At 52.6% G+C, this 11,724-nt stretch carries 13 protein-coding genes; all 13 read left to right on the top strand.

Translation table 11 applies throughout. The features are described from left to right. The first annotated feature begins 20 nt into the window (after window positions 1–20). The 13 genes from ribH to ccsA all read left to right on the top strand — a co-directional run bounded on the left by ribH (window position 21) and on the right by ccsA (window position 11,660). Window positions 21–488 carry a 6,7-dimethyl-8-ribityllumazine synthase gene (ribH, locus tag KDC22_RS21180; protein WP_036698212.1) on the top strand — a complete coding sequence of 156 codons (468 nt, stop codon included), beginning with the start codon at window positions 21–23 and terminating at the stop codon, window positions 486–488. A gap of 133 nt (window positions 489–621) precedes the next feature. Next, window positions 622–1,413 carry a segregation and condensation protein A gene (locus KDC22_RS21175; RefSeq protein WP_173129256.1) on the top strand — a complete coding sequence of 264 codons (792 nt, stop codon included), beginning with the start codon at window positions 622–624 and terminating at the stop codon, window positions 1,411–1,413. Continuing rightward, window positions 1,382–1,981 (top strand): SMC-Scp complex subunit ScpB, encoded by a 600-nt coding sequence (scpB, locus tag KDC22_RS21170; RefSeq protein ID WP_173129253.1) that lies wholly within the window; start codon window positions 1,382–1,384, stop codon window positions 1,979–1,981. The genes KDC22_RS21175 and scpB overlap by 32 nt, the downstream gene beginning before the upstream one ends. Before the next feature lie 189 nt (window positions 1,982–2,170). After that, window positions 2,171–2,869, top strand: coding sequence for a DUF2953 domain-containing protein (locus tag KDC22_RS21165; protein WP_211720229.1), 699 nt, complete (start codon window positions 2,171–2,173; stop codon window positions 2,867–2,869). A gap of 80 nt (window positions 2,870–2,949) precedes the next feature. Then, on the top strand, window positions 2,950–3,426 hold the full coding sequence (ytfJ, locus tag KDC22_RS21160; RefSeq protein ID WP_173129246.1) for a GerW family sporulation protein: 477 nt from the start codon (window positions 2,950–2,952) through the stop codon (window positions 3,424–3,426). A 185-nt stretch (window positions 3,427–3,611) separates the two neighbouring features. After that, window positions 3,612–4,895, top strand: coding sequence for a D-alanyl-D-alanine carboxypeptidase family protein (locus KDC22_RS21155; RefSeq protein WP_246552808.1), 1,284 nt, complete (start codon window positions 3,612–3,614; stop codon window positions 4,893–4,895). A 43-nt stretch (window positions 4,896–4,938) separates the two neighbouring features. Further along, window positions 4,939–5,610 carry a nucleoside recognition domain-containing protein gene (locus KDC22_RS21150; RefSeq protein ID WP_211720227.1) on the top strand — a complete coding sequence of 224 codons (672 nt, stop codon included), beginning with the start codon at window positions 4,939–4,941 and terminating at the stop codon, window positions 5,608–5,610. A 7-nt stretch (window positions 5,611–5,617) separates the two neighbouring features. Continuing rightward, complete coding sequence (locus KDC22_RS21145) at window positions 5,618–6,151, top strand: spore maturation protein (RefSeq protein WP_281424926.1); 534 nt, start codon at window positions 5,618–5,620, stop codon at window positions 6,149–6,151. Between the two features lie 804 nt (window positions 6,152–6,955). Further along, window positions 6,956–7,300 carry a peptidoglycan recognition protein family protein gene (locus tag KDC22_RS21140; RefSeq protein WP_173129234.1) on the top strand — a complete coding sequence of 115 codons (345 nt, stop codon included), beginning with the start codon at window positions 6,956–6,958 and terminating at the stop codon, window positions 7,298–7,300. A gap of 20 nt (window positions 7,301–7,320) precedes the next feature. After that, window positions 7,321–8,079 (top strand): pseudouridine synthase, encoded by a 759-nt coding sequence (locus tag KDC22_RS21135; RefSeq protein ID WP_173129231.1) that lies wholly within the window; start codon window positions 7,321–7,323, stop codon window positions 8,077–8,079. Window positions 8,080–8,191: 112 nt separating this feature from the next. After that, window positions 8,192–8,716: a thiol-disulfide oxidoreductase ResA gene (gene resA / locus KDC22_RS21130; protein WP_173129228.1), complete on the top strand. Its 525-nt coding sequence runs from the start codon at window positions 8,192–8,194 to the stop codon at window positions 8,714–8,716. Continuing rightward, window positions 8,713–10,401: a cytochrome c biogenesis protein ResB gene (gene resB / locus KDC22_RS21125; RefSeq protein ID WP_246552806.1), complete on the top strand. Its 1,689-nt coding sequence runs from the start codon at window positions 8,713–8,715 to the stop codon at window positions 10,399–10,401. Before resA ends, resB begins: the two co-directional genes overlap by 4 nt. Next, complete coding sequence (ccsA, locus tag KDC22_RS21120) at window positions 10,398–11,660, top strand: cytochrome c biogenesis protein CcsA (protein ID WP_173129225.1); 1,263 nt, start codon at window positions 10,398–10,400, stop codon at window positions 11,658–11,660. The genes resB and ccsA overlap by 4 nt, the downstream gene beginning before the upstream one ends. Window positions 11,661–11,724 lie beyond the last annotated feature (64 nt).

Here is an 11,724-nt window from a genome sequence, read left to right as displayed (position 1 = left end):
ACGAAGGGTTGATGAGTATTATGCCGAATTATTTTGAAGGACACTTAGTATCTGAGGGTTTGAAATACGGGGTTGTCGTTGGACGTTTCAATGAGTTCATTACCAGCAAGCTGCTCTCAGGCGCACTCGATGCGTTCAAACGCCATGGTGCAGCCGATGATGAAGTGGATGTTGCCTGGGTCCCGGGGGTATTTGAAATTCCGCTGATCGCTCAAAAAATGGCCGAAAGCGGCAAATACGATGCGGTAATCACACTCGGTACGGTGATTCGCGGTTCTACAACACATTATGATTATGTGTGCAATGAAGTGGCCAAAGGGGTTGCGGCCATTAATCTCAAGACCGGTGTGCCGACGATTTTTGGTGTAGTCACTACCGAGAATATTGAACAGGCCATTGAACGTTCCGGGACCAAAGCGGGCAACAAAGGCTGGGATGCAGCGACTGCCGCTATTGAAATGGCAAACCTGAACAAGCTTTTCAAATAATCCCCCTCTTGACGGATCAGCCTAAGTCGTGCTTATTTATAGGTATGAGAAGAAAGCATGAACATAGATCTTTCTACTTGTGTAGCGTCCGTGCGGCGCTGCACTTTACTTTTTTTGGGCTGGAGGAAACCGCGTGACTGTATTGTACAAGCTGGAGACGTTCGAAGGTCCGCTCGATCTGCTCTTGCATCTGATTGACAAAGCGGAAATCGACATCCAGGACATTCCGGTCAGCGAGATCACGGAGCAGTATATGGAATACCTGCAGGGGATGCAGGAGCTTGAACTTGATATCACCAGCGAATTTCTGGTAATGGCTGCCACCCTCTTGTCGATTAAGAGCAAGCTGCTGCTGCCGAAGCCGCCGGTAATTGAAATCGAGGATTTCGATTATTATGAGGATGACGGCTATGATCCGCGTGCAGAGCTGGTGCAGCGACTGATTGAATACCGCAAGTTCAAGAGCATTGCTGTGCAGCTGCTGGATATGGAGAGTGAGCGCAGTCTAATTTTTACGAAGGAGCCGGAGGATCTGGGCCCCTTTGTTCCTGCGCAGACTGACCATACGCTGAAGGGTCTGCATACCGCCGACCTGATCGCTGCGTTCCGCAAGGCACTCAGCAAGGCCGCCCGGAGAACCTCCTATCAGCGGATTACCCGGGATGAGATTTCGGTCAAGGACCGGATTCGCGAAGTATCGGAAGCGTTGCAGCGCAAAGGTACGGGCGGCAGACTGCGGTTCTCGTCCCTGCTGCATGAGGAGATGGACCGGCATGAGATTGTCGCTACCTTCCTGGCGATCCTGGAGCTGATGAAGATGAAGGCTATTCTCTGCTATCAGGAGAAATTATTTGACGATATTGTAATGGAGTGGAGAGGAGGAGAGGATGTCAATGGACTACAACACGCTGAAATCAATTATTGAAGGTCTGCTGTTTCTCTCCGGCGATGAAGGTCTGTCGGTCCGGCAGATTGCCGAGATTACCGAGCAGCGGCCCGATCTGGCTACAAGGGCACTGGATGACCTGAAGGAGGATTACCTCTCGCAGAGCCGCGGCCTTCAGGTGGTGCAGATTGCCGGTAATTACCGGCTGGCGACACTTCCTGAGCATGCGCAATATTTCGAACGTCTGGCGTATTCGCCTTCAAGGTCATCGCTGTCCCAGGCGGCGCTTGAGACACTCGCCATTGTGGCTTACCGCCAGCCCATTACGAGAGTGGAGATTGAAGAGATCCGCGGTGTGAAATCCGAACGGGCGATTCACACACTGGGCAACAAGGATCTGATCCATGAAGTGGGCCGGGCTGAGGCTGTCGGGCGTCCGATCCTGTACGGCACGACCAAATCCTTCCTCGACAGCTTCGGGCTGGCCAGTCTGAAGGAGCTGCCGGAGCCGTCGAGCTTCGATACCTCCGAAGGTCTCGAAGAAGAAACCCAGCTGCTGTTCAGCAAGCTGGACAGCCAGATGACCTTTGATGAACCGGAAGAATAACCGCAGCGCACTGCCGCTGTACAGATATGCCGTTGTCCCGCCGGGACAGCGGCATTTATTTTTTGGGGAGACAGATATACTTTCTTGGAGATGTTTGCGAAATAGCCGAATTTTATCCAGCCACAATTGCCATACTAATCCAGAGGCACCACATTACATTACTCTATAGGCTGCTTGGAGGTTAAGCTTGTGACGTTATGGCTGGGAATACCATTAATCCTGCTGTTGCTTGTGATTCTGCTGTTACTGCTGGTTCTGGCGTCATCGATCCATTTTCATTTCCGTTTATGCAGGCTGGGCAAGGATGACCGTATCGAATTTGACATCAAGGCTGTATTCGGGCTGGTTAAATTTCATTATGAAGTGCCGACGCTGGTATTTGAAAGTCTCGAACAGGGGATCAAGGTCAAAGTCGAAAAAAGCGGAATTGCCCCGGTGAAGCTGGACAGTGACAAGGAAAGCCAGGTTGATAAGGAATCTGTAACGGAATGGTTGAAAAATATACGTACCGCGTTGCAAGCCACCCGGGGACTCAAAAAATGGTTGAAGGACACCTTATCCCATGTGAAGATTACCAAGCTGGACTGGTCAACGGATTTCTCCCTGGGGGATGCTGCGGCAACCGCAACGGCGGTAGGGGCACTCTGGGGACTCAAGTGGACGATGATCGGCTGGGTATCGCCCTTCGTCAGACTGCTGCATAATCCGAGAATGTTTGTGGCACCTGTATTTCGGGATGAGCCTTCGTTTGCAACGGAAGCGGTATGCACAGGCAAGCTTTCGGCCGGATATGCCATGTATGCAGGGCTGCTACTGCTGCGCCGTGTCTCCAAGGTAGAAGGCGGCCTGGGCCGGTGGAAGAAACTACTGAGCCGGGAGCGTTCATAAAAAAACTACATACTCCATTCCATTGTGGGCAAGATAAATACTGCAGGTACATTTATATACACACGAGGAGGAGAAAAACAATGTCAGATCATCCGATTCAAGGTCTCATGCAGACCGCAATGGAAAATATCAAAGGCATGGTTGATGTGAATACAATTGTTGGAGATCCTGTAGAAACGCCGGATGGCAGTGTCATTCTGCCAATCAGCAAGGTGGCGTTCGGGTTCGCTGCAGGCGGCAGTGACTACAGAGTGGAGGACGATGCTCCAGGCGTAAACGGCAGCGGGTCCGGTGTCAAAATGCTTCCTTTCGGTGGCGGTAGCGGGGGCGGCGTGTCTATTCGTCCGATCGCATTTCTGGTCGTTGGCAGGGAAGGGGTACATATTGTGCCGCTCGATAATCAAACCCATCTGTTCGAGAAAATTATTGATGCCACTCCTAACCTGATTGATAAAATCCAGAATATGTTCCAGCCCAGCGGCATTCCTGCGGGGGCAGAGGTGCACAGCGCCAAAGTGACCAAAACGGTAGTGGAGACCGAGCCGTCCACCCACTAACCGGTACTCGCTCACGGGCAACCAACCATAGAGTATAAATATTTGGGGTATCACCTTACAGGGTGGTATCCCTTTTTTTGGGGCAAATAGAGGATAGGACATACCTGCCCCATGACCCGCATACACTTGTACAACCAGGCAAGACTGAAGAACCGTTACCCCAGGAACGGATAAGAAGCCGGAGGATGAACATGAAGACACTAACCCGAAAATCTTTGCTGTCCTTACTATTGTGCGTGCTGCTGCTTGCGCTGGTGCCGGTGCCATCCATCCGGGCTGAGAACACTTCGATCTCTACCCATGCCAGGGCGGCGTCGCTGATTGATGTAGCATCCGGAAGAATCCTCTACAGCAGCCGCGGGGATGAGCCTATGCTGATTGCCAGTCTGACCAAAATAATGACTGCACTTGTGGCAATAGAGAACGGCGACATTACGTCAAAGGTCAAGGTCGGCAAAAATGCTTTTGCCAAGGAGGGCTCCTCGCTGTATCTGAAGCTGGGCGAAGAAATGACGCTGAAAGATATGCTGTACGGGCTGATGCTGCGCTCCGGCAACGATGCTGCAACCGCCATTGCCGAACATGTCGGCGGCTCGGAGCAGGGATTCGTCTATCTGATGAATGCCAAGGCACAGGAGCTGAATTTGACCAATACCCATTTCGCCAACCCGCACGGGCTTGATGCCGAAGGCCATTATTCCAGCGCGAATGATCTGGCCGTACTGACTGCGTATGCGATGCATAACCCGGTGTTCAAGGAGATTGTAGCCACCAAAGAGAAGACGGCGGACAATCCCTATGAGAAATGGGACTACAAGTGGAGCAACAAGAATAAAATGCTGCGTCTCTACGAAGGGGCAGACGGGGTGAAGACGGGGTATACCAAAAAAGCGCTGCGCTGCCTGGTCAGCTCCGCTACACGTGACGGGCAGCAGCTTGTGGCCGTTACGCTGAACGACGGCAATGACTGGAATGACCATTCCTCGCTGCTGGACTTCGGATTCAACCATTATCCGCTGAAGACGCTGGTAGAGCGGGGAGAAGGCGTCAAAGGCTACAGTCTGGTGACCGGCAAGGACTTTGCTTATCCGCTCGGAGCAGGGGAAGAGGCAAGGCTTGTCAACAAGCTGGTATTGAGCGGGGAGCATGGGGCAGCGGGTACGCAAGCTGGTAACGGAGCGGCTACAGATACGCGCGGTAAAGCAGGAGCAAGCGGCGGTGACGGGGTAAATAAGGGCGGCAATACTGGCGGCACTAGCTTCGGGCTAAAGGGTGTGATTATCCTCCAGCTGGGCGGCAAGGAGATCGGCCGGGTTCCGGTGTATACCCCGGATCAGCTGCCGCCGGAAACTTCGGCGTATGTGAAAAAATACAGTTCGGCCAGTGCCTTGGCTTATCCGGCGGGCAACTGGCTGCAGGCATTCGGCAGCGCGCTGCGAGCCTTGCTACTGAGCGGAAATAACGGATAGACAGATAAACAGTATTCAGAATGAACCGGGGGAGGGGATAGGTATGTTAAATGGAATCTGGCTGGGGATGATCCTGATCGGGTTCGTATTCGCAGCGGTCAACGGGCGGATGAATGAATTCACCGCCGCCGTATTCGACGGTGCGAAGAGCGGAGTTACCGTAAGCTTCGGGCTGATTAGCGTGCTGGTGTTCTGGCTGGGAATCATGCGGATTGCGGAGGATGCCGACCTGCTGAAAAAAATCGCCAGAGTGCTGGGCCCGGTAGTATCCTTTCTATTCCCGGATGTGCCCAAAGGCCATCCGGCCATCGGCTATATCCTCTCCAATATGAGCGCCAACCTGCTCGGACTCGGAAATGCGGCTACACCGATGGGGATTAAGGCGATGCAGGAGCTGCAGACACTTAATCCGGATAAGGAGACCGCGACGCCGGCCATGTGTACGCTGCTCGCTCTGAACACCGCCAGCATCACGCTGATACCGGCGACCCTGATTGCCATCCGGCTGAATTACGGATCGGCGGACCCGGCAGCCATTGTGGGTACCACGCTGGCGGCGACCGCGGTGGCTACCCTTGCCGCTGTTGCGGCGGACAGGCTGTGCCGCCGCCTGGCTCTGCTGCGCAGGCCGCCCGGACCGCCGCCGCACCTAAGGAACGGCACGGCGGCAGCGAACGGGAGCGGGGCGCTCCCGCATTCTTCTGTGAAGGGGTGAGGCGTCCTTGTTACAACTGATCAGTCTTATCTCTGCCTGGGCGATCCCGGTAATGGTTACCTTTATCCCGCTGTATGCCTTCACCCGCAAGGTTCCGGTCTATGAATCGTTCGTTGAAGGTGCGAAGGACGGATTCGGTACAGCGATTGCTATTATCCCTCATCTGGTAGGTATGCTGGTGGCGATCAGCGTCTTTCGGGCTTCGGGTGCGCTGGACTTCCTCATGGGCTTTGTAAGCCCTCTGATGCAGGGGCTTGGTATTCCGTCTGAAGTTCTTCCGCTCGGTCTCTTGCGCCCGCTGACGGGCACTGGATCACTTGCCTATACCACGGATCTGATCCGCGTCCATGGCCCGGACTCCCTGATCGGAATGATTGCTTCTACTATACAGGGCAGCACGGATACAACCTTATATGTACTGACCGTCTATTTCGGCGCCGTAGGCATCCGTAACGGCCGTTATGCTCTTAAGGTAGGCTTGTTCTCGGATATTGTCGGCTTCATCGCGGCGATCGCTGTATGTCTGCTGGTGTTCGGGTAGCTAGATAACTAGATAAGTGAAGTAAATTAGTTGGAATTCCTCCACTTGCTGATTAACAAATGCACGTTGCTGCAACAGCAGTTGTATAAACAACACTTAATTATTCGTATTTCTTTATGGAGCTGGTAAATTGAACAAATTAAATGCTCTTTTTCCACCTGCTTCCCCGTATTTCCCCGAAACTAATAAATTAAGATACGTTTTTCCAATTGTTGGCCTTCAGGAGAGAGTAAATGAAGGGTATTAATGCACCTGATTCCAGCAAAAGTCGGCCCGATGAGCAGATGAAGGGTATTAATGCACCTGATTCCAGCAAAAGTCGGCCCGATGGGTAGATGAAGGGTATTAATGCACCTGATTCCAGCAAAAGTCGGCCCGATGAGCAAATGAAGGGTATTAATGCACCTGATAAAGGTAGTGCTCATTCCCAAGCGCAGCCCGGCAGCCGCTTGCCTTGTCCCTGCCCTTGCTCTTGCTCTTGCCCTACAGTCCTCACCCCCACCTGGAGGTGAGGACTTTTTGTGATTAGGTCTACCCGTGCGTGGACGGAGGAACGGAGAGGGATTTTGGAACTGTAGGAGCGTCAGCGACCGCCTTTGTCTGCGGATTTCAACCGCTTACAGCGGTCTAATCAGGAAATCTGCAGACAACAGCGGCCGGAAGTCCAAACATTCCTCGGAGTTACGATTAGTCAACGCCCTTTCTTTGGCTCCCAGCCGCCCCAAACATTTTAACAAACAATCCTCACCCGCCGCCCCCTCCCTTCATATGCTATTTCAGCAAACGGAGGGAGGCTGACAAAGGGTGGAATACAAAGGCTTTATTCTGCATCATTCCCGCTGTCCGTCCATCAACGGCAAAGGATTTGACTTCTGGGTCGGGCTGGGCGGGGCGGTCTATGCTGCACCGCTGCTGACAGACCCCGAGCATATTCATATTTGTCTAGAAGGCAACTACGGTGAGGCGGACCAGATGCCGCAGCTTCCGGAACGCCAGCAGCAGTTATTTGCCGCAGGAAAACTCATTCTGGAGCTGGCCGGACGTTATCAAATGTCGCCTTTGGTCGTTGAGCCGCATAGCCAAACTTGCCCCGGCGCATTTTTTCCATGGAATGATCTTGTGATTTATGCCTCCGATGGTTATCATTAACCTGAGGTGAGTAGTCGAAAATGGAAAGATTACAGAAAATATTGGCGCAAGCAGGCGTGGCGTCCAGACGCAAATGTGAAGAAATGATTTTGGCCGGTAAAGTGGAAGTCAACGGGGAACTCGTAACTACGCTTGGCACGAAGGCGGACCCCGCAACAGATATCATCAAAGTCTCGGGCAGACTGATCCGGGGCGAGAATAAGATCTACATCATGTTCAACAAGCCCAAGGGCGTAATTACAAGCGCCTCGGATGACAAGGGCCGCAAGGTTGTAACGGATTACCTGAAAGGCATTACAGAGCGCGTGTACCCTGTAGGCCGTCTGGATTACGATACGGAAGGGCTGCTGCTGCTGACGAATGACGGTGAGTTTGCCAACCTGCTCACGCATCCGAAGCATCATGTGCCCAAGACGTATCTGGCCACGGTCAAGGGTGTGCCGCACGGCACAGCGCTGGACAAGCTGAAGGCAGGCATTAAGCTGGAAGACGGCATGACCGCTCCGGCGGAGGTCGAATACAAGGATATTGATGAAGCCAACAAGGAAGCGGTTATCAGCATTACCATTCACGAAGGCCGCAACCGTCAGGTCCGGCGGATGTTTGAAGCGGTGTCGCATCCGGTTCTCCGTCTGAAGCGGATCTCTTTTGGAGACATCATGCTCCAGAATCTTAAGCGCGGCTCCTACCGCCATTTGACCAAGGATGAGATCAATCATCTGCAGCAAATTGCCAAAGCCGGAATGCTGCGGGACAATCAGACGCGCAAAGACACATAAAGTTCACAATTAACCCTCCTAAAACTGTGACAATATTCGTTATAATGTTCATAGGATGTTCACACCTGACAACTAAAGTAATGAGTTGCGTCACAGAAGGGGGCACCCTTGTATGGGCAAAGCCAGGAAGCCAATCCAAATCGTGATACTATTGTTAATTGTTCTGCTTGGGGGTTATGCGATCAGCTCCTCGGTGTTCGGGGGGGACGGCAAACCCAAGGAAGGCGGAAAAGCGCCAAACTTTGAACTGCTCGGACTGGACGGCAAGACCCATACGCTGGAGGAATACAAAGGGAAGTCAGTGGTGCTTAACTTCTGGGGTTCCTGGTGTGCTCCCTGCGTGAAGGAAATGCCTGCCCTGCAGGCACAATGGGAGAAGTGGAAAGATCAGGGCGTAGTGGTATTAGGCGTTAATGTAGGCGAGGATCAGATGACAGTGGACAATTTCGTGAAGCTCGTGGACATTGATTTTCCGGTTGTGATGGATAAGAATCGTGATGCTGTCCGCAGCTACGGGATTTCGCCGCTGCCCACCACCTTCTTCATTAATACGAAGGGCAAGGTGGACAATATTCATATCGGCCAGCTGGATCTGAGTTCGCTTGAGGAGCAAATCGGAAAGCTGGTGGGACGATGAAGGAGCATGTGCCGCTGATCAGTAACACCAAATGCGAATGCGGTCATCAGAATCCTGTTGGGACTGTTCTCTGTGAAGCCTGCGGCAAGCCGCTGGACGAGAAGGAATGGAATTCCTCCGAAAACCTGGAGATGCGCTACGATGGGGTTGCCCGCCGTTCCCAGCGTGTAAGTCCGGGGGTAATTGATAAGGTCTGGAACTTTTTTTCATCAGTCAAAATAGCCATCTACCTGATCGTGCTGACGCTGCTGGGTGCGATGCTCGGTACGATTTTTCCGCAAGAGAGCACCTTTCTGAATATTGACGCTTCAACCTATTATCAAGAAAAGTATGGAACAGCCGGGAATATATATTATAGACTCGGCCTTTCGCATACCTATGAATCCTGGTGGTTCGTGACCCTGCTTGTCATGATCGGAGCTTCTCTGGTCATTTGCAGCTTGGACCGCGTGCTTCCGCTCTACAAGGCCTTAACCCGGCAAAAGATCCGCAAGCACCGCCAATTCCTGACCCGTCAAAAGCTGACGCTGAGTACAGAGGTTGAGCAGGAGCCGGAGGAATGGGTGGCACGAATAGTGCAGCCGCTCAGGAAGAAAGGGTACCGCGTCCGGACGGATGGCGGCGCTTTACTGGCCGAGAAACACCGTTTCAGCCGCTGGGGACCTTATGTAATACATATTGGCCTGATTATTTTTTTACTCGCAGTGCTTGCTAGGGGACTTCCCGGACTGAATATGGACCAGCATCTTGCCTTTCCGCAGGGAGAGACGGTGAGGATACCGGATACCAGCCTGTACCTTAAGAATGAGAAGTTCACTGCAGAATTCTATACCGCAGAAGAGATGCCCGAAGAATTCCGGGACAGGAAGGTTCTCCCGAAGCTCTACGAGACGAAGGCGGTTCTCTATGAATGTACTGCTGATTGCGGCGACCCCTCCAAGGAGCCACAGCTTGCGGAAGTGGCCAGGCATGATATTCAGGTGAATTCTCCGCTCAGCTATAAAGGATTGAAAGCGTATCAGTTTGACTATGATCTGACGCCTGTGCTGCGTTCAGTGCAGCCTTATCTGGTGAATAAGGCGACCGGAGAGAGCTATGGCAAGTTCAAGCTGGATATGAAGAACCCGGAGCGCAGCTTCAAGGCCGGACCGTATACCCTTGAGCTTAAGGAGAAATATATGGATTTCGGATTGAATGACGAAGGCCGTCCGGTATCCAAATCGCCTTATCCGAATGCTCCGGCGTTTCTGTTTCTTATAAGCGGGCCTGAACTGCCGGCGGGAGGGCAACAGTACTTCTATTTCCCGAAACAGATAGACAAGGAGCAATTCCAGCAGGCTGCTATCAACGACAAGCTTGGAGGCAGTACGCGGTTCCTGGAGCTTGAGGTCGGCAGCATGAGTGATGTTGATTTCTCGGAATCCACGACCTATCTCAATGTGCGGGTGGACCGGGCTATGCCTTTTGTCTGGATCGGTGCGGGGATTGTCATGCTGGGGCTGATTCTTGGCTTCTATTGGCAGCATAGACGTATCTGGCTGATCGTTGAAGGCGGGCGACTGGTGCTGGGAGGCCATACGAACAAGAACTGGTTCGGCTTCCGCCGTGAGCTCGTTTCCATTCTGGAGAAGGTAGACATGACAGTCGATGAAAAATCATTGGACAACGGAGGAGGCCTGGCATGAGCTTACTCGATTTCAGCAGTGACGTCTTTATAGCCGCATTCTTCTTATACAGCGGTGCCTTCATGTTGTTCACCATTGCTATCATGGGCCGCAGATGGTCGGGCAGGAAGCCGGAGGAGCATACCGCAAGGTGGGGAAGAATTGCTTTTATCGCCTCCTCGCTCGGGCTGCTGTGCCATATGGCTTACTTCATTACCCGCTGGATGGGTGCCGGACATATTCCGGTAAGTAATATGTATGAGTTCATGACCTTTTTATCAATGATGGTGATGGTTGCCTTCACTGTGATCTTCGCGATCTACCGCAAAATTATCCTCGGGGTATTCGCGGTTCCAATCTCGATTATTGTGATGGCCTATGCGGCGGTATTCCCACAGGAAGTGCAGCCGCTCATTCCTTCGCTCAAGTCGATCTATCTGAATATTCATGTCACGCTTGCCGCGCTCGGGGAGTCCTTCTTCGCTGTCGGCTTCGCGGCCGGGCTGATGTACCTTCTGCGGACTGTGAATTTCGACAGCAAGGAACGCAGTGACCGCAAGCAGCAGCGGCTGATCGAATTTACTCTGTTCTCGATCATTGTTATAATTGGGTTTCTTGGATCTGTTTTTGCCTTCCGCGGTGCGGGCTATGAATCTATTTTTGTCCGTACGAACGTAACGATTGACAGCCCCGGGCAGGAAGATAGTACAATAGAGAAAGTGAGTTATAAAATGCCGCCGATTGTGGCACCTTACCATAGTGAAATTGAGAGCTTCCAGCCGTTTCTGGGGTTGCAGAAGCCTTTGTTTGAAGCGCCCTCCTGGATGAACGGCGTCAATGCAGGACGCAAGTTCAATACCGTGATCTGGTCACTGCTGTCCGGGTTGCTTCTCTATGGTATTCTTCGGCTGGCCGTGCGTAAGCCGCTCGGCAAGGCCATTCATCCGGTACTTGATGGAATTGATGAGAATGATCTTGATGAAATTACCTACAGGGCGATAGCCATCGGGTTTCCGATTTTCACCCTGGGGGCTTTGATTTTTGCAATGATATGGGCGCAAGTGGCTTGGGGCAGATTCTGGGGCTGGGACCCCAAGGAGGTCTGGGCACTCGTCACCTGGCTGTTCTACAGTGCTTATCTCCATTTGCGGCTGGCCCGCGGATGGCAGGGGCGCAAGTCTGCCTGGCTCGCTGTACTCGGCTTTCTAATCGTAATGTTTACCCTGGTCGGTGTTAATCTGGTGATTGCCGGACTTCATTCATATGCGGGAACGGACTGATGAGCCTTTGCTTCTCCGGGCACGCGTATGATCCAGGGTGACGTTCTACTGTATTTGATGAAGG

The organism is Paenibacillus tritici, from assembly GCF_018207515.1.
GTDB classification, from domain to species: domain Bacteria; phylum Bacillota; class Bacilli; order Paenibacillales; family Paenibacillaceae; genus Paenibacillus_AQ; species Paenibacillus_AQ tritici.
This window is presented reverse-complemented; position numbering and strand designations above follow the sequence as displayed.

Excerpts from the sequence above, each read along its gene's own strand:
- resB (WP_246552806.1), top strand. The coding sequence starts at position 8,713 with ATGAAGGAGCATGTGCCGCTGATCAGTAACACCAAATGCGAATGCGGT.
- ytfJ (WP_173129246.1), top strand. The coding sequence starts at position 2,950 with ATGTCAGATCATCCGATTCAAGGTCTCATGCAGACCGCAATGGAAAAT.
- ccsA (WP_173129225.1), top strand. The coding sequence starts at position 10,398 with ATGAGCTTACTCGATTTCAGCAGTGACGTCTTTATAGCCGCATTCTTC.
- resA (WP_173129228.1), top strand. The coding sequence starts at position 8,192 with ATGGGCAAAGCCAGGAAGCCAATCCAAATCGTGATACTATTGTTAATT.
- KDC22_RS21155 (WP_246552808.1), top strand. The coding sequence starts at position 3,612 with ATGAACATGAAGACACTAACCCGAAAATCTTTGCTGTCCTTACTATTG.
- KDC22_RS21135 (WP_173129231.1), top strand. The coding sequence starts at position 7,321 with ATGGAAAGATTACAGAAAATATTGGCGCAAGCAGGCGTGGCGTCCAGA.
- scpB (WP_173129253.1), top strand. The coding sequence starts at position 1,382 with ATGGACTACAACACGCTGAAATCAATTATTGAAGGTCTGCTGTTTCTC.
- ribH (WP_036698212.1), top strand. The coding sequence starts at position 21 with ATGCCGAATTATTTTGAAGGACACTTAGTATCTGAGGGTTTGAAATAC.
- KDC22_RS21150 (WP_211720227.1), top strand. The coding sequence starts at position 4,939 with ATGTTAAATGGAATCTGGCTGGGGATGATCCTGATCGGGTTCGTATTC.